This window comes from Shinella sp. GW821-FHT11G07 (assembly GCF_058808115.1).
Genome location: NZ_JBXARJ010000014.1, coordinates 113504 through 135848, shown reverse-complemented (window position 1 = coordinate 135848; position 22345 = coordinate 113504). Strand labels below are relative to the sequence as shown.

At 62.0% G+C, this 22345-nt stretch carries 18 protein-coding genes; 4 read left to right on the top strand and 14 right to left on the bottom strand.

The window, feature by feature from the left end; all coding sequences use genetic code 11:
• Positions 1–14: 14 nt before the first annotated feature.
• The 12 genes from AC1RT2_RS24575 to msuE form a co-directional block, all read right to left on the bottom strand.
• Positions 15–932, bottom strand: coding sequence for an ABC transporter substrate-binding protein (locus tag AC1RT2_RS24575; RefSeq protein ID WP_493106128.1), 918 nt, complete (start codon positions 930–932; stop codon positions 15–17).
• A gap of 68 nt (positions 933–1000) precedes the next feature.
• Positions 1001–3493 carry a TonB-dependent siderophore receptor gene (locus AC1RT2_RS24570; RefSeq protein WP_493106126.1) on the bottom strand — a complete coding sequence of 831 codons (2493 nt, stop codon included), beginning with the start codon at positions 3491–3493 and terminating at the stop codon, positions 1001–1003.
• A 129-nt stretch (positions 3494–3622) separates the two neighbouring features.
• Positions 3623–4549 (bottom strand): FecR family protein, encoded by a 927-nt coding sequence (locus AC1RT2_RS24565; RefSeq protein WP_493106124.1) that lies wholly within the window; start codon positions 4547–4549, stop codon positions 3623–3625.
• Positions 4550–4652: 103 nt separating this feature from the next.
• Positions 4653–5156: an RNA polymerase sigma factor gene (locus AC1RT2_RS24560; RefSeq protein ID WP_493106122.1), complete on the bottom strand. Its 504-nt coding sequence runs from the start codon at positions 5154–5156 to the stop codon at positions 4653–4655.
• 233 nt (positions 5157–5389) lie between these two features.
• Positions 5390–6637: an SfnB family sulfur acquisition oxidoreductase gene (locus AC1RT2_RS24555; protein WP_493106120.1), complete on the bottom strand. Its 1248-nt coding sequence runs from the start codon at positions 6635–6637 to the stop codon at positions 5390–5392.
• Between the two features lie 25 nt (positions 6638–6662).
• Positions 6663–7442 (bottom strand): ABC transporter ATP-binding protein, encoded by a 780-nt coding sequence (locus AC1RT2_RS24550; RefSeq protein ID WP_493106118.1) that lies wholly within the window; start codon positions 7440–7442, stop codon positions 6663–6665.
• Between the two features lie 124 nt (positions 7443–7566).
• A complete protein-coding gene (locus AC1RT2_RS24545) occupies positions 7567–8901 on the bottom strand; it encodes an ABC transporter substrate-binding protein (protein WP_493106116.1) in 1335 nt (444 codons plus the stop codon).
• Positions 8902–9000: 99 nt separating this feature from the next.
• Complete coding sequence (locus AC1RT2_RS24540; RefSeq protein WP_493106114.1) at positions 9001–10041, bottom strand: branched-chain amino acid ABC transporter permease; 1041 nt, start codon at positions 10039–10041, stop codon at positions 9001–9003.
• A gap of 4 nt (positions 10042–10045) precedes the next feature.
• On the bottom strand, positions 10046–10942 hold the full coding sequence (locus AC1RT2_RS24535; RefSeq protein ID WP_493106112.1) for a branched-chain amino acid ABC transporter permease: 897 nt from the start codon (positions 10940–10942) through the stop codon (positions 10046–10048).
• Positions 10942–11859 (bottom strand): ABC transporter ATP-binding protein, encoded by a 918-nt coding sequence (locus tag AC1RT2_RS24530; protein ID WP_493106110.1) that lies wholly within the window; start codon positions 11857–11859, stop codon positions 10942–10944. Before AC1RT2_RS24530 ends, AC1RT2_RS24535 begins: the two co-directional genes overlap by 1 nt.
• Positions 11860–11971: 112 nt before the next feature.
• Complete coding sequence (gene sfnG, locus AC1RT2_RS24525) at positions 11972–13075, bottom strand: dimethylsulfone monooxygenase SfnG (RefSeq protein WP_493106108.1); 1104 nt, start codon at positions 13073–13075, stop codon at positions 11972–11974.
• A gap of 23 nt (positions 13076–13098) precedes the next feature.
• Positions 13099–13692, bottom strand: a complete 594-nt coding sequence (msuE, locus tag AC1RT2_RS24520; protein WP_493106106.1) for an FMN reductase — start codon at positions 13690–13692, stop codon at positions 13099–13101.
• 393 nt (positions 13693–14085) lie between these two features.
• On the opposite strand from msuE, the gene AC1RT2_RS24515 reads away from it, so the two are divergent.
• From AC1RT2_RS24515 to AC1RT2_RS24500, 4 genes are read left to right on the top strand one after another with little or no spacing between them, the layout of a single operon-like run.
• Entirely contained in the window at positions 14086–15435 is a 1350-nt protein-coding gene (locus tag AC1RT2_RS24515) for an LLM class flavin-dependent oxidoreductase (protein WP_493106104.1), read from the top strand.
• 31 nt (positions 15436–15466) lie between these two features.
• The gene (locus tag AC1RT2_RS24510; RefSeq protein WP_069062078.1) at positions 15467–16435 is read left to right on the top strand and encodes an ABC transporter substrate-binding protein; all 969 of its coding nucleotides are present in this window, start codon (positions 15467–15469) and stop codon (positions 16433–16435) included.
• 4 nt (positions 16436–16439) lie between these two features.
• Positions 16440–17288 (top strand): ATP-binding cassette domain-containing protein, encoded by an 849-nt coding sequence (locus tag AC1RT2_RS24505; protein ID WP_493106101.1) that lies wholly within the window; start codon positions 16440–16442, stop codon positions 17286–17288.
• Complete coding sequence (locus tag AC1RT2_RS24500) at positions 17285–18781, top strand: ABC transporter permease (protein ID WP_493106099.1); 1497 nt, start codon at positions 17285–17287, stop codon at positions 18779–18781. Before AC1RT2_RS24505 ends, AC1RT2_RS24500 begins: the two co-directional genes overlap by 4 nt.
• A gap of 178 nt (positions 18782–18959) precedes the next feature.
• Here the strand turns inward: AC1RT2_RS24500 and AC1RT2_RS24495 are convergent, their stop codons facing one another.
• Together AC1RT2_RS24495 and fdhA are read right to left on the bottom strand one after the other, a co-directional pair.
• A complete protein-coding gene (locus AC1RT2_RS24495; protein WP_493106097.1) occupies positions 18960–20912 on the bottom strand; it encodes a caspase family protein in 1953 nt (650 codons plus the stop codon).
• A gap of 233 nt (positions 20913–21145) precedes the next feature.
• Positions 21146–22336, bottom strand: a complete 1191-nt coding sequence (fdhA, locus tag AC1RT2_RS24490; protein WP_493106095.1) for a formaldehyde dehydrogenase, glutathione-independent — start codon at positions 22334–22336, stop codon at positions 21146–21148.
• Between the last annotated feature and the right edge of the window lie 9 nt (positions 22337–22345).

Sequence of the window (22345 nt, the reverse complement as noted above, 5' to 3'; positions counted from 1 at the left end):
CCGGCGCCTTCCGTTCAGGCCTTCAACGCCGCTTCCATCCGCGGGAGGAAGGCGGGGAAAGCATAGGGGATGGAAAGGACATTCGGCCACGAGGCCGCCCAGATCGATACCGGGTCGTCGAAAGTGAAGCAGCGGCCACGCCGCACAGGCTCGAAAAGGCGAAACAGGCTCTGTGCCTCGAGTGCCGCCCGCGCACTTTTCTCCAGCCACATGACGAGAAGATCTGCCCCGACGCTGTCGATCACTTCGAGGCTGACATCGACAGAGACACGGCCCGGATTGCGGGATGCGAGCTGACGTACACCTTCGGAGGGAACCATGCCAAGCTGGATAAGCCAGTCCACCCGCGTTTCGCCCGGAAGATAGACGACGATATCGCCGCGGCCCGGAAAGAAGGTCGCGAAGGTGAAGCTCCGGCCGCGCAGGGCCGGCCAGCGGTCGCCGTAGCCTTTCAACAGCCCTTCCGTTTGCACGACGAGCTGTTCCGCCTCTTCCGCCCGTCCAAGTGCTGCGCCCGCGATCCGCGTCTGCTCGTGCCAACTCGCCTGCCAGGGTCCCGATCGGTAGGCGACCGTCGGCGCGATGCGTGAAAGCCGGCCGTAGGAGACGCTGTCGAGGCCGGAGAACACGCCGAGCACGAGATCGGGCGCCAGATCAGCGACCATTTCGTAATCCGTCATGCCGCCTTCGAGCAGCAAGGGAATGTCAGCGCCAAAACGCTGCGCGCACCAGGGCGTGATACCGCTGTCGAACATGCCGGACCGCACGATGCCAAGCGGCCTCACCCCGAGCGCGAGCAGCGCGCATTCGTCGCCATAGCCGACGGTGACGACACGCTTGGGCGGTGACGCGATTACCGTGCGGCCGAGCGCGTGCTCCACCGTCGCAGGAAACGTCGCCGTCGCGCCAGACACCCGTTGCGGTTCAAGCAACAGCGCCCCGGCTCCCGCAAGGAAGCCGCGGCGTGTCGTCCCCAGACTGCGGGACGAGGATAAAAGCATCAGAACTTGAACTTCGTCGAGATGCTGAAGCTGCGCGGCTCGCCATAGAAGCCGGTATCGAAGTTGCCGAGGCCGGCAAAGTACTTCTCGTTGAAGAGGTTCTTGACGTTGAAGGTCACGTCGATCTTCTCGCCGAACCGGTATTTCGCCATCGCGTCGACCAGAAGCACGTTCTTCTGCGTAACATTCTGATAGACATTCGCCGGGCTCCAGACAAAGCCGTGGATCTCGTCCTGCCAGCGCAGGGCCCCGCCGATCGTCAGGTTTTCCCATTCGCCGGGCAGCGTATAGCTCGTGTAGAACTTCACGACATTGTCCGGCGCGCTCGTCTGGATGAAGGAATAGACGAGATCGCCATTCGCCTTGCGCGCGCGAGCATGAGTGTAGCTCGCATAGACGTTCCAGTCCGGCAGGATCTCGCCCGAGGCCTCAAGTTCGAAGCCCTTCGTCGTCACGCCCTGCACCGCCCGATAGTAGTTCCCCCCGCGGATCGGATCATATCCGGCAACTTCCGCGAGATTGTCCTGCTTGGTCATGAACACCGCGGCACCGGCATTCAGCGCGCCGTCGAAGAAGCTGCCCTTCACGCCGGTCTCGTAGCTTTTGCCCTCCTCCGGCGCGAGGTAGGCGCCGTCAACGTCCTGATTGCCCTGCGGCCTGAAGATGTCCGTGTAGCTCGCATAAACGGAATAGGAATCGTTGAGATTGTAGACGATGCCGGCATAGGGCGTGAGCTTGCCCTTGGCCGAGTAGGCACCCGGCGCGTTCCATACATCCGTGGCGATGTCATAGGTTCCGCGGTCGTTGAAATCCCACCAGCTGATGCGACTGCCGAGAATGAAGGACAGGTCATCCGTCGGCTTCAGCCGCGTGGCCGCATAGACGCCATACTGGGTCAGCGAATCCTCATAGTGCCCTGCGAGTGCGAAATCCGGCTCCTTCGTGTTGCCGTCCCACTCGAAGAAATTCGGAACGGACGGATCGTAGTCGACGCCACCATAGCCATACCAGGGTCCGCTGTCCGTTCGCCGGGAGGCGGTCGCCCCAAACATCAGGTCGTGTTCGCGGCCGAGCAGCTCGAACGGGCCTGACACCTTGGCATCGATGGTATCCTGCACGATCCGGCCCGAATATTTGCCGACAAACTGCGAGACACCGGCGCCCGTGACCGGATCGGGGAAACCGCCGCCGGCGGAGCCAAGAACACTGTCATGCCCGTTGCGGCGATGGTTGTAGGTCAGCTCCGCCTTCCAGCCATTGTCGAATTCATGGTCGAGCGAGACGAAGAAATTGTTGGTGAACGTATCGCGACGGCTCCAGGTCGTGGCCGGGTTGGTGGAAACATCCCAGTCAGTACGGGTTCCATCGGAGAAGAACATCGGCAGGCCCGTCCAGCTCGAGCCGCGCGGGCGGTTCTGCTGGTAGTCGGCACCAAGCGACAACGTCGTGCTGTCGCCGATATCGGCTTCCAGCACGCCATAGAGCGTGAAGGACTTCTTCTCGTAGTGATCGAGATAGGATTCCCCATCTTCGAAGGATCCGGAAAAACGTCCGCGCAGCGAACCGTCGTCATTGAGCGGCCCGGAGACATCCAGTTCGCTGCGATAGGTGTTCCACGCGCCGAGCGTGCCGGTCACCGAACCCTGGAAGGTGTCTGTCGGGCGCTTGCGCACGAGATTGACCGCCGCACCGGGATTGCCGGCCCCCATCAGGAGGCCGTTGGCACCCTTCACCACCTCGATATGGTCATAGATGGTCATGTCGGCATTGCTCAGGCCGAAATCGTAGACGCCATCCGTCTCGACGGCCACGCCGTCATACTGGAACTCGGTGATTGCGAAACCACGCGCGGTATATTCGGTGCGGTCGCTGTCATATTGCTGCGTGGTCATGCCGCTTGCCGATTCAAGCGCGTCACGCAGCGACGTGCTCGCCTGATCCTCCATCCGCTTGCGCGTGACGACCGTCACCGATTGCGGCGTCTCAGCAATCGAGAGCGGCAGGCCGGTCGCCGTCGTCATTTCGCGTGTCGTGTAGGAGTTCGTTCCCTCGGTCGTAGAACCATCCCCCTCGACATTGATCGTCTGCAGCACGGTCGAGCCGTCCGCCAACGGCTGGACCTGGGAAGCGGACGACGCCGAAGGATCGACGATCGTCACCGTATTGCCGACGGTAAGCTTGTAGCTCAGCCCGGATCCCGAAAGGATCGCCGCAAGGCCGCTCTCCACGGAATGCGAACCGGACAGGCCGCCGCTCGTCTTTCCGCGCACGAGGCCGGCGGGGTAAAGGATCTGCAGGTTGGCGCGATTGGCGAAGCGGGAGATCACCTGGCCGAGCGGGCCGGCCGGAATGGTGTAGCTAACGGCCTGAGCGCGAGCCTGCTTTGCTTCCTGGCCATAACCCGACGTCGTCGCCGCTGCCGTCGCCAGGACAATCGCCATGCAGGCGACGCCGCTGCGCAGGCCCCTGCCGGTCTTCGAAATCATGCTCATGCGCCTCAACCTTTACCGTCATTCTCGAGGCGTTCTGCCCCATCTACCCCACATGACGCATGCCGGCGCGCACGTCCTCACCCCTAAAGTGGAATTTTTTTATCAAATTTTAAAAGAGACCCGCGGCGCTCACGCCGGCCGCAGCACGACGAAGTAGTCGGTGAGCCTGTAGGCGGAGATGGGAAGCGTGCGGGTGATCGTGTCCAGCACACCATCCGGATTGGCCATGTCGAAGATGCCGCTAACGCGCAAGGCCTGCAGGCCCTCGCCATAGATCCGGATCGAGCCGCGTCTGTACCGGTTCACGTCCTCGATCACCTGGCCCAGCGGTTGATCCTCGAAGATCAGCTTGCCATGGCGCCACGCGGCAGCGACCTCGGTATCGATGGTGCCAACGCGCGCCACGCCATGCTGCCCGTAGGACAGGGTTTCCGGCGCGTTGAGCACGACGGTCGATGCATCCGGCGCCACCACGGAAACAGTGCTTTCCTCCACGTCGACCGTCACGGATGTCTCGCGCCGGTGGACGGAGAACCGTGTGCCGAGTGCCGTGGCGACACCTTTCGACGCCTCGACCGAGAAGGGTCGCGCCTTGTCTGCGGCAACATCGAAGAAGGCACGACCCTGCAGGAGATGGATGCGCCGGGCACGGTCGTCGAAGCCGACGTTGATCGCGCTGTCAGCATCAAGCGTCACCTGGCTGCCATCGGCGAGCCTGATGGTGCGCTGCTCGCCCGTGCCGGTTGAAAAATCGCTGAAGCTGCCGAGATAGCCGCCCTGCCAGGCAGCGACACCGGCAAGGCCCGCGGCAAGCCCAGCGCCGGTCCCCACGAGAAAGCGTCGCCGGCCCCCGTCGACCGGATCGATCACCGGGCGCGGAATGGCATCGAAATCCGCCCACAGGCCTTCGAGCTTGAGGTACTCCAGACGATGTTCGTCGGCCTCCGCCAGCCAGCGGGCATGGGCAAGACGCTCGGCCTGCGTCGTCTCGCCGGATTGCATCCGGACGAACCATTCCAGCGCAACCGATCGCGGATCCGTCTCTTTGTTCGCCATGGCGCTCATCCAACCCGCATGCCCGGTCGATTTCCTCGACGCTCATCTGGAGCAAAGACGTTTCTCACGCAATGACACCTCAGCCCCGTCCTGATGTTTCCCCTCATTCGAGATGCTCTCCAAACCGGTCGCGGCAGGTCGCGAGCGCCTTCATCAGAAGTTTTTCGACGGCACTTCTCGATATGCCGAGCTTTGCGGCGATCTCTTGATGGCCAAGACCGTCGAACTTGTGCAGGACGAAGGCCTGCTTCTGGCGCGGCGGCAGGTCGTCGACGATGCGGGTGAGAAGCACGAGGCGCTGGCGGTAGTCCACCTGTTCTTCCGGCGATGGTGTATCTGCCGGCTGCTCGATTGCCTGCTCATCCGAAGCGAGGCGCGTGCGCACCTTCTGCCGACGCAGATGGTCGATCGCCGCGTTGTCCGCCATGCGGAAAAGATAGGAACGGGGATTGTCTACGACCGTATCGCCACCCATCCGACTGATCTTGAGAAAGGTTTCCTGCGCCACGTCATCCGCATCGGACCGACTGCGCAGCTTGACCGTCAGATGCCGTACGAGCTCGTTGTAGCTATCCACAAAGGTCCGAAAGAGGAACTTGTCTTTCACGAGGCGATTCTGACGGCGACTGGAGGATTAAGACAGGGCCAAGCCCAAACTTCGCCTCCAATAGGCGCGAAACCCGGGGAGGTCAATAAATCTGGAGTTTGAAATTCCAGATTTATTGACCTCCCCGGACAGCGAGATGATATCCTTCAACCGGCAGGCCGTGCGTCTGCCTATACAGCTTCCCTCAGCGGACCGATGCGCCTGAAGAAGACGCATCGGTGGTCTCTACGAAATCAGCTCCAGGCATGAAGCGGCGGCTTTTCGCCGTTGAGGAAGTACTTTCCGAGGATGGCGTATTTCCAGCGCACAGGATCGTGAAGTGTATGGGTGCGGGCATTGCGCCAATGCCGGTCTAGGTGATGCTCAGCGAGCGTAGAACGCGTGCCGGCGAGTTCGAACAACTTGTTGGTCGCGGTGATCGCGATTTCGGTCGAGAGGATTTTTGCCTCGGCAGTGACGATCTGGGCCTCTGCAACCGTTTCCGCATTCGGATTCGCGACCGCACGGTCGATGGCGTGGCCGGCCTTTTCGAGCAACGCCTGGGCGGCGTGCAGGCGAAGTGTCAGGTCGCCGACGGCCTGGATCGTGTAGGGATCGTCCCAGGCATGGTCCAGGCCACTGTCGATCCATGCACGGCTCTTCGTGCGCACGAAGGAAACCGTTTCGTCGATGGCGGCCTGCGCGATCCCGGTATCGACGGCGACCTGGATGATCTGGAAGATCGCGCCGTCAGCCGTCGGCACCTCATAACCCTTGTAGCCAGGCACCAGATGGGTCTTTGGAACCTTCACATTGTTGAGGATCACCGTGCCTGAGAGCGTCGTGCGCTGGCCAAAGGAAGACCAGTCATCGATGACGGTCAGGCCTGGCGCATCGCGCTCGGCAATGGCGTACCAGGCACGGCCCTCCTCATCGAGTGCGACGACCGGCACGAGATGGGCGAGGAGCGCGCCGGAGGAATAGAATTTCTGGCCGTTGACGACGACATGGTCGCCGGCATCGACAAACTTCGTCTCGAAATCGGCGGCGCGTTTGGAACCGAATTCGGAGAAGGCATTTCCAAAGCGCGTGCCGCTCAGCACCTCGGCAAAGAGCAACTTCTGCTGCGCCTTATCGGACACGGTGCGGATCGCCGCCACGACGCCGAGATGGTTCTGGGCGATCTGACCGATCGAGGAATCGGCCGCCGAGACGATCTCGATCACCTTGGCGAGCGTGGCGTAGGAGACTTCGGGACCGCCGAATGCCTTCGGCACGTTGATAGACCAGAGGCCGCTCTGCGAGAACGCATCAAGCTCCTTCACCGGCCAGATGCGGTCACGGTCGCGGATCGCCGAACCCGGCGCGATCTCCGCTGCGAGCGTCTTCGCCACCGCGATTGCCTCGGCGTCGCTCTTGATGATGTGCGCCGGCTCGCTCGGACGCGGCACGGCCGGAACGCCCTCGACGGCATCCTTCGTGTTGACGTTGGAAATGGTCATTGTCTGGCTCCTCTTCGGGTTGAATTCAATGGACGAGTGCGGCCGCGGCCGCGGTGGGTTTCTGGCCGAGATAGAAGGCCTTCACGTCGTCGCGCGACTTGAGATCTGCGGCATCGCCGGTGAGCACGCTGACGCCGTTCTCCAGAATGACCGCCCTGTCGGCAAAGGTGAGCGCGACGGCTGTGTTCTGTTCGGCGACAAGGATCGAGAGCCCCTCCTCGCGGTTAAGGCGCTTGAGGGTGCGGAAAATATCCTGCACGACGAGGGGCGCGAGCCCCATGGAGGGTTCGTCGAGCACAAGGAGACGCGGGCGCGACATCAATGCACGGCCGATCGCCGTCATCTGCTGTTCGCCACCGGAGGTGAGGCCGGAAAGCACCCGGCGTTTCTCGCGTAGTCTGGGGAAATGCGCGTAGACCTTTTCGAGGTCGATCGCGATTTCCGCGCGTGACGCACCGCGGCCGAGGCCGCCGGAGACGAGGTTCTCCTCGACCGTCAGCGTCTTGAAACAATGCCGGCCTTCCAGCACCTGCACCAGCCCCAGACGCACGAGACTTGCCGGCGTCTCGCGCGACACATCACGGGCTTCGAACAGGATGCGGCCGGCATTCACCTGACCGCGCTCGGCCGGGAGGAGGTTCGAGACGGCCTTCAGCGTCGTCGTCTTGCCCGCACCGTTCGCGCCGAGAACGGCGAGGATTTCGCCGCGCGCGATCGAAAGGTCGACACCATGCAGCGCGGTGATGGAGTGGTTGTAGGTCGCATGGAGGCCCTCCACGGTCAGTATCCGGTTTTCCTCGGTCATTTCAAACTCCTCTGGCGGATATCGTCGGGCTCTCGGCGAAAATCCGCGGCCGGGCACCAAGCGAGGAAGAAGTCGCGTGGCGGCCGGCCGCAGGACCGCGCGGTAGGGCGCGCGGCCGTCGGCATCAGTTCGTCACCGCACCCGCATCATCGGCGGTACGAAGCGTGATGCCTTTCTCGGCCGCATAGGCCTCGGACGATTTTTCGATGATCGGCCGCAGCAGTGCCCAGTCCGGCGCGATCCAATCGGAAACGACGTTCCACTTCTTGCCGTCCCATTGCTGGAAGGTCACGTAGCCGTTGCCCTCGTGGTTGTCCCATGTGACGTTGATCGAGTGGAACAGGTCCTTCGCACCGAGCGCTTCGACGCGGGCCTGGTCGAGTTGCAGATGCTCGAAGCCCCAGCGCACTTCGTCGCCAGTCAGCGTGCGCTTGCCGAACTTCTCCTGCGCGATGCGGACCGCTTCGACGTTCAGGATGCCATTGACGATGCCGAGATTGTGGTAGACGGAGCCGATGCGGCCCTTGTCCTCAAGGTTACCCTTGCCGGCGTCATAGACCGTCTTCACGATTTCCTTGACGACAGGGTATTCGGCGCCCGAAGCCTGCGTGGTGATCGCCGTATAGCCCTTGGCCGCATCGCCCGCCGGAATGACGTCCTCTTCAGAGTTCGACCAGACATTGCCGATGATGTGATCGACCGGGAAGCCGGTCTTGGCGGCAGTCTTCAAGGCGACCGGGTTCATGACGCCCCAGCCACGCAGCACGACATAATCCGGCTTGGCGCGGCGGATCGTCAGCCATTGCGACTGCTGCTCATTGCCCGGATGCGGAACCTCGATCTGCTGCAGTTCGAAGCCGTATTTCTCGGCAAGCAGTTCGTAGATCGGGATCGTTTCCTTACCGTAGGGCGAGCCGTGGTAGAGCACGGTGATCTTCTTTCCCTTCAGGCTTTCGACACCGCCCTCCTTCGAGGCGATGTAGTTCACGATACCGGATGTCTCGCTGTAGGGGTTGAGCAGCAGCGGGAAGACGTAGGGAAAGACGCGGCCGTCCGTCGAGTCGGTGCGGCCGTGGTTGATCGTGATCAGGGGCACCTTGTCCTGCGCAATGCGGTCGATCATTGCATAGGCGATGCCGACCGAGAGCGGGTTCCAGGCGGCAATACCCGGATTGCTCTTCAGGCGCTCATAGGCTTCGACGCCGCGCTCGACCTCATACTGGGTTTCGGCCTCCGACCACGTCAGCTTCACGCCGTTGACGCCGCCATCGCGGGTATTGATGAGGTTCAGGTAGTCGATGAATCCGCCGAAGAAGCCGGTACCGCCGGCCGCATAGGGTCCGACACGATAGCTCTGGAGGGGGAAGTGCTGCTCGTCGGCCTGCGCCGGGAACGCGATGGCCGCAAGGCCGATGCCGGCAGCGAAGGCGGCCGCTCTGATCTTGGTAGAAAGGGTCATTTGTGGACACACTCCGTCTGTCGGATGGCCTTGCGCCGTCCGGTTTCGTTTCTGGGTTCAAGGGCTTTTGTTGTTGGAAGCCGAAGCGGCTTCGTGGTCTCACGTCCGTCGGAGGACGGCCGCAAAGCGTGACTTCAACCGATCCCACAGCGCGACCAGACCGTCCGGCTCGAGAATCAGGAAGAGGATGATGAAGGCGCCAATGACGATGCGCTGCGTCATGTCGAGCACACCGGAATCGAAGACATCGCCGAGCAGGAATGCGCCCAGTCTTGAGAGCACCAGGGGGAAGACGACGATGAGTGCTGCGCCGAAGAAGGCGCCGCGGATCGAGGCAAGGCCGCCGATGATAATGATGAAAAGGATCTGGAACGAGCGATCGAGGTTGAACCCGGCCGGCTCGACCGTACGCAGGTAGGCGAAGGCCCAGAGCACGCCCGCAACGCCGATGATGAAGGAGGAGATGGCAAAGGCGAGCAGCTTGGTTCGCAGCACCGGAACACCAATGATGCGGGCGGCGGTCTCGTTGTCTCGCACGGCGATGAAGTTCCGACCGGTCTGCGACGACACCAGGCGATAGGCGAGGAAGGTGAAGACGGCCACCACCGTCAGCGCAAAGAGATAACGCCCGACCGCCCCTTCGAAGGGCAGGCCAGCGATCGAGAGCGGCGGTGCATCGATAACGCCGGAGGCCGAATTGTTGGAGAACCAGCTGAACTTCGTCAGCGCCCATTGCACGAAGAACTGCGCCGCAAGCGTCGAGACCGCGAGGTAGAAGCCGCGCAGGCGAAGGCTCGGAAGACCGAAGACAATGCCGACGGCAGCGGCCGAAAGGCCGGCGAGCACGATGGAGACGACGAGCGGCAATCCATCGATCCGGAGGTTGAAGTTGTAGGCCGCAAAGGCGCCGACGGCCATGAAGGCGGCAGAGCCGAGCGAGACCTGTCCCGCATATCCCGTCAGAATGTTGAGCCCCACGCCGGCGAGGCTCAGGGCGAGGAACGGCAGCAGGATCGCCTCGAACAGATAGCTGGTCCCGACGAAGGGGATGACGAGATAGGCGATCGCCAGCACGGAGATCGGCCCGGCATAGCGCGGAAGGGAAACGGAGGGCGAAAGATCTGTTGCGATGGCGGACATGACGTCAGACCCTTTCCAAAAGCTTCTGGCCGAACAGGCCGGAGGGGCGGATGAGCAGGAAGGCGAGCGCCACGACATAGGCGAACCAGCCCTCGATGCCGCCGCCGAAATATTCGCCGATATAGACCTCCGCGAGCTTCTCCGAGGCGCCGACAAGCAGGCCGCCGATGATGGCCCCCAGAATGGAATCGAAGCCGCCGAGAACGAGAACCGGCAACGCCTTCAGGACGACGAGAGAGAGCGAGAACTGTACGCCGAGGCGTGCGCCCCAGAGAAGGCCCGCGACCAAAGCCACGAGGCCCGCGGCAGCCCAGACGCTCGCCCAGATCCACGGCAATTTGAGACCGATGGCAAGGGCGGCGAACTGATCGTCCGCAACGGCGCGGAAACCGAGACCGATGCGGGTGTAGCGGAAAAAGGCGGAGAGCAGCGCCACCATGCCGGCCGCGACGACAGCGGCAAAGATATCAAATTGGCTGATGAACACGCCGCCGACATCGAAGGGAATGTCCTCGATACCGAGATCGAGGCCATGAACCTGTGTGCCCCAGATCAATTGGGCCGCGCCTTCGATGATATAGGACAGGCCTAGCGTCGCCATGAAAAGCGTGATCGGCGGCTTGTTGGTGAGCGGTCTCAGCACCGTGCGCTCAATCGCGATGCCGATGGCCACCATCGCCGCGAAGGTGATGGCAAAGGCGGCGGCAAAGGGCACGCCCTTTTCGACGAGGCTGACGAAGGTCAGCGCGGCGAAGAGCAGGAGTGCGCCCTGCGAAAAATTCAGGACGCCGGATGTCTTGTAGATCAGCACGAAGCCGATCGCGACGAGCGAATACATGACACCGGACAGGAGCCCGCCGATCAGCACCTCGGTGAAGAAAAGCCAGTCGAACCCGGCCATCAGATGCCCTCCCCGTCTTCGTTTTCCGGCGCCACGCCGAGATAGGCGTCGATGACGCGCTGGTCGCGTGCGATCTCCTGCGGCGTGCCGTCGGCGATCTTGCGGCCGTAGTCGAGAACCGCGATCCGGTCGGAAAGCCCCATGACGACGCCGATGTCGTGCTCGATCAGCACGACAGTGATCTGGTACTCGTCACGCGCCAACCGAACGTAGTCGGCCAGTTCGTTCTTCTCCGTCGCCGTCATGCCGGCCATCGGCTCATCGAGCAGGAGGATGCGCGGTTCGGCGGCAAGTGCACGGGCGAGCTCGACACGCTTCTGCAGGCCGTACGGCAATGTGCCGGCAAGCCTGTCGGCATAGGGTGCGAGATGCAGGAAATCGATCACGCGGCTTGCCCGTTCGCGGGCATCGACCTGTTCGCGGCGCGCGCCCGGCAATCCAACGATCTGGCTCAGGAAGCTCGACCGCCCGACGAAGGCGCGGCCAGCCGCGACATTGTCGAGGACGCTGAGGCCCTTGAACAAAGCGAGGTTCTGGAAGGTGCGGGCAATGCCAAGGCGCGCAAGCTTCTGCGTCGGAACGGGACTGTAGACAGCACCGTCGATCGCCACATGGCCACGATCCGGACGATAGACCCCGGAAATGACATTGATCAGCGAACTCTTGCCGGCACCATTCGGGCCGATGATCGCGCGGATTTCGCCATGTCGCACGGCAAGGTCCACGTCCTTGAGCGCGACAACGCCGCCGAAGGACAGGTCGATGCCGTGCAATTCCAGTGCGAGCGCCTCGTCCGCGCACGGCACAGGACGGTCCGACGCCGCACGCACGCCGCGTAGCTCAAGGTGCTCCCGGATATCCGGCGGTATCGCTACCTCGCTGCCGAGGCCCGCGAGCAGAAAATTCGATGCCGACATGTCTTATCCCGTCTTCCGGTTTCAAACCGGCGCAATTTCCCGATCGCGGACACCCTGGTGCTCGCGTTGCGAGGAGCGGCGGCAATCGCCGCCCCGTCTGGTCGTCTCTCGTTTATTCGGCGGCGATGGCCGCGCTCTCCTCTGCCTCTTCCAGCGCGCGTACGAGCGGGATGACGTGTTTGCCGAAGTACTCGACCTCTTCCTGGAAATGCAGGAAGCCGAGCAGGATGAGGTCGGCACCGGCGTGCTTCAGGCGCACGATGCGTTCGGCCACCTGCTTTGGCGTGCCGATCAGGTTGGAGCGGAAACCGTCATTGTATTGGACGAGGTCTTCGAAGCTCGATTTCGCCCAGTTGCCCTCGCCTTCCGGCGAGGCCTTTCCGGCATTCTTCACCTCGTGGCCAAAGGCGTTGACCGCTTCCGGATTGGCCTTCTCGATGATTTCGGCAAGGACGGCCTTCGCCTCTTCCTCGGTCTCGCGCACGATGGCAAAGGCGTTGACGCCGACCTTGACCGAATGATCGTTTTCCTTCGCCTTTCCGCGGATGTCGTTGACCTGCTTGGCGATTTCCTCCGGCGTGTTGCCATTGGTGAAGTACCAGTCGGAGACGCGCGAGGCCATATCGCGTGCCGCACGCGACGAGCCACCCTGGAAGATTTCCGGCTGCGGATCGATCGGTTTTGGCTTCAGCGAGTAATTGTTGAAGCGATAGAAGTCACCGCGGAAGGTGAAGCTCTCTTCGGTCCAGATGCCGCGCAAAGCACGGATGAATTCTTCGGAACGGCGGTAGCGTTCATCATGGTCGAGCCATGGTTCACCGATCGCATGGAACTCGCCACGGAACCAGCCGCTGACCACGTTGACCGCGACGCGGCCGTTCGTGAGGTGGTTGATTGTTGCGATCTGTTTGGCCGCAAGCGCCGGGTTCCACGGCCCCGGCAGGATCGCCGCGATGACCTTCAGGGTCGTCGTAGCTTCCAGCAGCGAATGGCTAAACGATACGGACTCATGCTGGAACTCCGCACCGTAGCCTGCCGTGAAACGGATCTGGCTCAGCGCATAGTCGAAGCCGCTTGCCTCGGCGATCTGCGCGAGCTTGCGGTTATAGTCGATCGTCCAGCTCGTGCGCTGCTCGATGTTGGAGATGACCAAGCCACCGGAAACGTTCGGCACCCAGTAGGCGAATTTGACGGGATCCCTGCTATGTTCTGTCATGCGAAACTCCTCTCTTCCTTGTATCAGTTGGTTGCCGCGTCGCCGGCGACGAGGCGCAAGCCCGGATTGGTTAGATCGCCTGCGGCCGGGGCCGCGCCGGGCAGAAGATCAAACAGCTCGCTGACGGCGCGCTCGATACGCGCTTCGACGATCGTGTTGGTCAGCGTGTATTCGGTGAAATCCACCTCGACCGCATAGACAGTCGTGGGGACCGTGACTGCGCCGAAGAAACCAAAAAGCGGCCGGAACTGATGCTCGAGCATGAGGCCATGCAGTGGTGTTCCGCCCGTTGCCGCCAAAATCACACGCCGACCCTGGAGGGCTCGGAAATCGACAAGATCGAAGAGATGCTTGAGGGCGCCGGTATAGGATGCTCGATAGACTGGGGAACCAACCACAAGCACGTCGGCGGCCTCGACTGAATCTACAATCGCGCGCCCAGCATCGTCGAGTTGGTCGGCGCGCAGCGCCCGGAAAAGCACCGGCGCCGATTCAGCGAGATCGAGATGGCCGGTTTTCACATCTGCTGTGCGGGCGATGGCCGCAACAATTTGCTCGACAAGATGCGCCGTTCGCGATGGCCGCTTGACGCTACCCGAAATGCCAAGGATCTTCATGTCGTCCCCCATCTTCTATTGTTTATATTTTCTATCGTTTTGATAGATTATCAAAGGCGCGTATTCCAAACTGCGCATATTTTGTGGAAAGCCTTCCCGCCCAAAGACACTTCGGCAAACGATGTGAAGCGTCACCGAAGCCCGGAAACATCACGGCTTATAGTTAGCGTGGATTGGGACGCCGAAGGCTGGCTGCAGCTATCGTGACAGTCGCGAATGATCTTGCGTGACGCTCAAGTCATGCAAGGAGACATCACCGCCAGCGCGCCTGCTCGCGGACACGGGCCGGATTTTCTTTTCCTACATAATAGATAAATTAAATGGGAATTCCTCGCTGACGGTATGGAGTACGGTATTTTCAAGCGGAAATTTTCCCTTTGAGACACATCAATCATGCCCACCCGCAAAATCGTTCTCGGCACTATCCTCTACCCCAGCGGCCACCATGTTGCTGCTTGGCGGCATCCGTCGACGCAGGTCGCCGCCAATATCTGCGTCAGCCACTACATCGCCGCTGCACGTGCGGCTGAAGCCGCCGGCTTCGAAATCGCCTTCATTTCGGACCGTCTCGGTGTCCCGAAGGGCCGTGCCGAGGCGCTGCGCCGCGTGGATGAATGGTCGCACGGCTTCGAGGCGCTGACGCTTGCGTCGGCGGTGGCGACGGCGACCGAGACGATCGGCATCGTTGCAACGGCGTCGACGACCTTCAACGAACCCTACAATCTCGCACGCCAGCTTGCCTCGCTGGATCTCATCAGCAATGGCCGCATCGGCTGGAACATCGTTACCTCCTCCCTCCAGCAGGAGAGCGACAACTTCAACATCGGTCCCGACTTCGACCACGCGGCGCGCTACGACCGCGCCGGTGAATTCGTCGAGGCCGTGCAGAGGCTCTGGCAGAGCTGGAACCCGGACGGTTTTGTCCGTGACAAGCAGAGCGGTGTTTTCTTCGAGCCGGATGCCGTGGAGAGCGTGAATCATTCGGGCACGTATTTCCGCAGCAAAGGCCCGCTCAACGTCATTCCTTCCCGGCAAGGCCGCCCGCTTCTCGTGCAGGCCGGTTCTTCCGATGCGGGCAAGACACTCGCCGCCCGGACGGCCGATGTCGTGTTTACCGCACACAGCGATATCGTCTCCGCGCGCGGTTTCTATCAGGATGTCAAGAAGCGCGCCGTTGCCTCCGGCCGGCATGTTGATGACGTTCTCGTTTTGCCCGGCATCTTCCCCGTCATAGGGAAGACCAAGACGGAGGCGGAAGAAAAATACGCCGCCCTGCAGGATCTGATCCAGCCAGACGTCGCTCTTTCACTGCTTGAGACCTATCTCGGTGACGTCGACCTTTCCGGCGTCGATATCGACGGCCCGCTGCCCGACCTGCCGGTCTCCAACTCCATCCGCAGCCGACAGACGCTTTTGACGGAGCTTGCCCGCAAGGAAGGCCTTTCCGTCGGCGCACTTGCCCGCCGGATTGCCGGCGCGCGCGGCCATTGGCAGGTCATCGGCACGGCCGAAGCTATCGCCGATGAGATCGAGGACTGGGTAGCCGGCGGCGCGGCCGACGGCTTCATGCTGCTGCCACCGACCTTCCCCGCGGGACAGGACGATTTCATCGCAGGCGTCGTGCCGCTGCTGCGCGAACGAGGGCTTCTCACACCGGGCCCGACCGATGGCTCGCTACGCGAACGGCTCGGTCTGCCCCACCTTGCGCGCTCCGAGGCTGGCAACACCCGGAACCACGCCTGACCTTGAAAACCCAACCGGAATGGAAAACTCTATGCACACCGCTCTCAAAATCCTTTTTGCAACATCCACAGCCCTTGCCGTCTTGATCCCGGCCGCAGCGCAGGCGGCCCCCATTACCGTGGCCGATCCCGGCTACGCTACTGCGCAGGGCACAGCCTATGTCGTGAAAATCCTCCTCGAAGAACAGCTCGGCAAGGAAGTCGAGGCCATCAAGGCCGGCTCCGTTCCGGTCATCTGGGAAGCGCTGAACCGCAATGGCGGCGAAATCGATATCTGGACCGACGTCTGGTTGCCGAACCAGCAGGCCCTTGTCGATCAATATGCCGGCGAAAACGGCAAGGTAAAGCTCGCCGCCAATTCCTATGCCGGTACGCAGGGCTATTGCACGACAAAGGTGACGGCGGACAAACATGGCATCCATTCCGTCTTCGACTTGGCCGATCCGGCCAAGGCAGCCGTCTTCTCGGCAGACGGCAAGGGTAAGGGCAAGATCTGGCTCGGCGCTGCCGGCTGGCTTTCCACCAACATCGAAACGGTGCGCGCCCGCGACTACGGCTTTGCCGATTTCTTCGACCTGCAGACGACTGACGAAGCCGTCGCCACGGCCGATCTCGACGCCGCTGTGAAGGCTGGTACTGGCTGGATCGGCTACTGCTACGGCCCACACCAGAATTTCGCCCGCTACGAGCTCGAAGTGCTGGAAGAACCCAAGCACGACGACGCCGCCTGGAACTTCGTCGAGCCGTCAGATCCAAACTGGCTGGAAAAGTCGTCGATCAAGTCGGCCTACAAGGATGCGGCTATCCATATCGCCTACTCGAAGTCGCTTGCCGAAAACGCACCTGAGGTGGCGGCAATCCTCGAAAGGGTGACCTTCACGACAGACGCCGTCAGCAAGCTCGCCTTCGCCATTGCCGTCGAAGGCCGGAACCCCGATGATGCTGCCAGGGACTGGATCGCAGCCAATCCCGACGTCGTCGCCGGTTGGGTCGGGAACTGACCATATGATCGAGCTTGAGGACGTCTGGAAGGTTTTCGGCAACGACGAAGCAGCGGTTCTCACCGAGGCACGTCGTGCCGAACCTGACGAAGCCGTCCTCAAGCGCCTTCGCGCGGTTGTCGGTGTGCGCGCCGCCAACCTCTCCGTCAAACAAGGAGAGCTGATCTGCCTGATGGGGCTCTCGGGCAGCGGCAAGTCGACGCTCGTGCGCCTCATCAATCGCCTGCTCGAGCCGAGTGCAGGAAATGTGCGCATCGATGGCAGCGATATCCTGTCTCTCGGCCCCAAGGCGCTGCGCGAATTGCGCTCGCACCGTATCGGCATGGTGTTTCAGTCCCACGCGCTGCTCGCGCATCTCTCGGTACGCGACAATGTAGCCCTGCCTCTCGAAATCCGCGGCATCGCCCGCACGAAGCGCGAGGACCGGGCTGACGAATTGCTTGTCCGCGTCGGGCTCGAGGGGCTGGGAGACCGACGTGTCGGGGCACTCTCCGGCGGTATGCAGCAGCGCGTTGGCCTAGCCCGGGCGCTCGCCGCCGATCCGGATATTCTTCTCATGGATGAGCCTTTCAGCGCGCTCGACCCGTTGATCCGCTATGATCTCCAGACGCAGTTCATGGCGTTGTCGCGTGAATTGGGGAAGACGACCGTCTTCGTGACGCACGATGTCGATGAGGCCTTCCGCATCGCCGATCGTGTCGTGCTGATGCGGGCAGGCCGTATCGTCCAGACCGGAACGGCCGAGACCCTCGTCAACCGGCCTGCTGACGACTATGTCCGCCGCTTCGTCCGCAATGCCCGTTTGCCTGAACGAGACGAGCTCCCACCTGTCAAAACAAGAGCCATCGCATGACCGAGCAAACCGCACGCGACGAAGCCATCGCCCGCTTTACCGGCAGCAGCGGCGCCTACTACCGGCAAGCGTTTCAGCGCATCGGCGAACGGCGCGGCTATACGCCCTCCGTCAACGCCGCCGCCGTCCTGCTTGGCCCGATCTGGCTTGGGGGGCGCCGGCTCTGGTCAGCCTTCTGGCCCTTCCTGATTGCTGATCTTCTCGCCGTCGTGGTGATCGCATTCGCACTTTCCGGGGGAGCGAGTACCGAACAGGGTGCACGCGCCGACCGCCTTGAACGGCTCACCGCCACCCGTCTGTCCGAGGCGAAAGCCGCGAACGACAGGGATTCAACATCCACGATCGCAAAGTCACTTACCCGCTCCGCCACCGCACTAGAACAGGCAGCCCGCGAGGCGCGGCAGACCGCCACCGACGCCAAGGCCGCCGCCTCCCTGATACTGGTGCTCGGAGGCGGACTCCTTGCCGCTACCCGTCTTGGCCTGGGGGCCATCGCCAACCATCTGGTGGAACGCCGCTTTCGCGAATGGCGGCTGGAAAGCGACACGGCCAAATCCGGCTTCAGCCCGCTGCACTCCGCTGGCGCCGCAGCCCTGCTCGCTATCCTCATTCCGATCATCGCGCTTCATTTTAGCGATCGGACACTACTGGACGCCTTCCCGAGCGACCCGGCCTGGAACTCCGCGGCAGCGGCTTGGCTGGACCAGGTCATCAGCTCGATCAGTGGCACCCTCGCGCCGGCCGCCGGAGCGTTGACCAGCGCGATCAATGGGATGCTGGGGCTGCTGGAGGCGGCTCTTACCGAGACGCCATGGCCCGTCGTCATGGCGATTATCCTCGCCATCGCCTGGCAGCTCGCTGGATTCCGCGTCTTTCTTCTGACCTTAGTCGCGATCAGTTATATGGCAATCCTCGGCTACTGGGAAAAAAGCATGCAGACCGTAGCGCTTCTCGGCACCGCGGCGCTGATCTCGATTGCCATCGGTATCCCGCTCGGCGTTCTCTGCGGCTACAACCGGCGCGTCGCCGCAATTGTGCGTCCATTGCTCGATTTCATGCAGACAATGCCGGCCTTCGTCTATCTGATACCGGTTATCGCCCTCTTCGGGATAGGCAAGTCCTCCGGCATCATCGCAACCGTCATCTTTGGCATCCCGCCCGTCGTTAGGCTCACGGCGCTCGGCATCGCTTCAGTGCCGTCCTCCGTGCGTGAAGCCGCGATTGCCTTCGGTGCGTCCCGCAGCTTCATCCTCTTCAAGGTCGATCTCCCGACCGCCGCACCGTCGATCATGGCCGGCATCAGCCAGACCATCCTGATGTGCCTGTCGATGGTCGTCATCGCAGCGCTGATCGGCGCAAAGGGCCTAGGAGAAGACGTGCTGCACGCCCTGCAGTATGCGGCGCAAGGACAAGGCCTGCTCGCCGGCTTGGCAATTCTCCTGTGCGCTATCGTACTCGACCGGATGGTCCAGGGACGTCGAGCGGACGGATAGAGGAATTTCGCTGCTGTCGATCTCCAGGACGTGCGGCGATCCGTCCACCCTTCCAAGAAGATAAACGCAATTTTCCATGGCTTCGATGGTTTGAGGTCCAACACGCTCGTCGACGCTAGTTCTCGCTCCCAGCCGATTCACACGGGAGCCACGCTGGTCATTGTGTGTTGATTGCCTTTTAGCCGCCGAGTGCCGCCAGACATGCTTCCAGCATGGAAAGCATCGCACGGGAACCGTCCAGACTTGCAGCACCGTCGTGCAGGCGCACTTCGCGCCCGCCCTTCAGGAGCGCGAGGACTTGCTGCGTGGAGGCAATCTTGTAGAGGATTTCATCCTGGGACCTGATGCGTGTGATGTACTGCATCTCCTTCTCGTCAACAAAGAAAGTGAACGGCCGGCCCGACACGTCCATGAAATCCCGGTCTCTGTCACGGAAGCCGATATCGATGCCACCAGAGGCATCCAAGCGGATGACGCTCGACCGACCCGCATCATGGCGACGCGTCGCCTGGCAGTTTTGAAGGTAATTTGCCTGATCGAGATTGGCCAGAACCTCCCATCCAGCCACCGACTGAACCTTGAGAAAGGGCGATGTCAGCACCGCGTCTTCTCGTTTGAGTGCGGTCTCCTTAAGAGCTTTAGCCCGCTCATTCTTGATCTTGGCGATCGTGTTCTGGTACTTCCATGTCAGTCCGAGTTCGGCGGCATTCACCACTTCGAACCGATAGACCATAAGTTCTTCTTCGGGGATGGCCCGCGCCTTCACGAGGGCTGTAACACCAAAACAGGTCCCTTCGCAGGACTCGATGTCGATGTAGTCCATGGCCGCCTTCGCCGGCTCCGACATTTCGAGCAGAATATCGCCTTCTTTGTGCATGTTGCGATAGGTAAAGAAGAGCTGGTCGAACTTCTCCAGGAAATGAACGTAGGGAGCCGGATCGAAAGGGATATGGGATCCGCGCCGGTAGAATTTGTCGCCAAAATAGTCGAAGATAATTCTGTTTTTACTGACCCCGCCTCCGTCTATATCGATCAAGGAATCGACGAACACCGTGTTCTTGCACGGCTGATCCGGGTAGTTGAAGAACAGGTCGAGTAGGATGATCTCGCCGTCGGCTATGTCCTCACCCACCTTCTCGCCGCCGGCAAAGCTTCCCCTTCCACAAGGATCGTCCGGCGGTGTGCTGAACGTGAAGTTACGAAACGCCTCGTTCTGCCGACGGAAGCTGAAATCCTTGTCCATGAACTCGATCTTCTGTTTCGCAAGGTTTGCGAACATTCCCTGTGGATAGCGGGACAGATATTTCCGGTAAGCCTCCTGACTGTCGGCGAGCGCGGCAAATTCGAAGAAGGCGACCTCGTCACCGCCCGCCTCGGCCGGTTTTCCTGCGACGAACTGGAAGTCGCCGTAGACCGCGCTGTTTTCCCAGGGTTCCTGCTTGCCGCCGGTGCGCTCCTGCACGGTGGCGCGTACGCGCTTGAAGACATTCTCTATGGAAAGGCCGGGAATCGTCACGGATTCGGCGAGCGCCGCCGCATAGGGACTAGCACCGGTATTGCCGTCGGCCGCGAGATTGCCAGGAGAGGTCGAGAAAGCGACGATGCGGCCGAGCCGTTCCGGTGCCGTCGCAAGGCCGCGCCTGAGGCCGCGCGTCTGCTCGAACGGGTTGTCGCGGCAAGAATCGAGTACGACGATCTGAAGGCTAGTCCTCACCGCATCGAGCCGGCGCGTGAGTTCGCTAAGCGAGAGCGCGACCGAGCGCAGCTCCTCTTCGGTACCCAGCTTGACATCGACAGGTAGCAGGTAGTTCTGCCCGGAGATCTGGACGCCGTGGCCGGCGAAGTAGACCATGACAACAGGATTTTCAACGGTGGCCAGGCGCGCCACGAAGGCATCGACCGCCGCCAATGTATCCGCCGCCTTGGCATTCGCGACCTTGGTGACGGCAAAGCCGCTCTTTGCCAGCGCGGTGCCGACGATCTCGATATCGTTTTCCGGATTGCGCAGGGGTGTCGCTACCTCGTAGCGGCTGTTGCCGATGAGAAGCGCGTGCCGCACGGACGCCGCCGCCTCGATGGGCAGCAGCAGGATTATGAAAACCAGGATTCGCCGCACCGACATCACTCTCATGTGTCCCTCCCCGACCCATCAAAGCTTGCGTCCAGACGCGAAACGGGTGTGCGAAAGGTTTTATTCACCTTATCTAATTTGCGGCGTGAGCCAGAGGAATGGACCGCTTCGGCCAGTGCCAGGCACCGACACCGCGACGTCCTGATGCGCCGCGTGGCGGAAAAGGGCGGCATGCGATCTATCGGGTTCGGTGCGCCGACCGTCGGAAACGGCCGGCGCACGTCGTTTTCTCGTTATGCTGCCTTCAGCAGATCACCATGCGGGTCGAGCACGAACTTGGTCGCGGCACCCTGGTCGAAGCTCTCATAGCCCTGGACGGCATCGTCGAGCGCGATGATCTTCGCGTTGACAATGTCGGCGATGGGCAGGCGGTCGTGCAGGATCGCCTGCATGAGCTGACGGTTGTACTTGAGCACAGGGGTCTGGCCGGTATGGAAAGACAGCGCCTTCGCCCAGCCGAGACCGAAGCGCAGCGACAGGCTACCCTGTTTGGCCGCGACGTCCGCCGCACCGGGATCTTCCGTGACGTAGAGGCCCGGAATGCCGATCGAGCCGGCGGCACGGGTGATCTCCATCATCTGGTTGAGCACGATGGCCGGCTGCTCACCGCCTGCATGGCCACGCGCTTCGAAGCCGACGGCGTCGATAGCGCTGTCGACCTCGTTTGTACCGACGACCTCGGCGATCATGTCGCCCAGCCTGTCGCTCTTGGAGAGATCTATCGGCTCAAAACCGACCCGCGCCGCATGGGCGAGGCGATCCTTGTTGAAGTCGCCGATCATCACGACAGCCGCACCGAGGATGCGGGCGGAGGCGGCAGCGGCAAGACCAACCGGACCCGCGCCCGCCACATAGACCGTGGAACCGACACCGACACCGGCACGCACGGCGCCGTGGAAACCCGTTGGCAGGATGTCGGAGAGCATGGTCAGATCGCGGATTTTTGCCATCGCCTTGTCGCGGTCGGGGAATTTCAAGAGGTTGAAGTCGGCATAGGGGATGGTGACGTAACGCGCCTGGCCGCCGATCCAGCCGCCCATGTCGACATAGCCATAAGCGCCTCCGGCGCGTGACGGGTTTACGGTGAGGCAGACGCCGGTATCCTGCGACTTGCAGCAACGGCAGCGCCCGCAAGCGACGTTGAAGGGCACCGAGACGATATCGCCGACCTTGAGCATCTCGACGTCGATGCCCTTCTCGATGACTTCGCCGGTGATCTCGTGGCCAAGGACGAGGCCGGGCATCGCCGTGGTGCGACCGCGCACCATATGCTGGTCGGAGCCGCAGATGTTGGTGGAAATCACCTTGAGGATGACGCCGTGCTCAATGCGGCGGCCGTCCGGTGCCTCCAGCTTCGGGTCATCGATGTCGCGAACCTCGACCTTGCCGGGTCGCATATAGACGACGCCTCTGTTTCTGCTCATAGTCTTGTC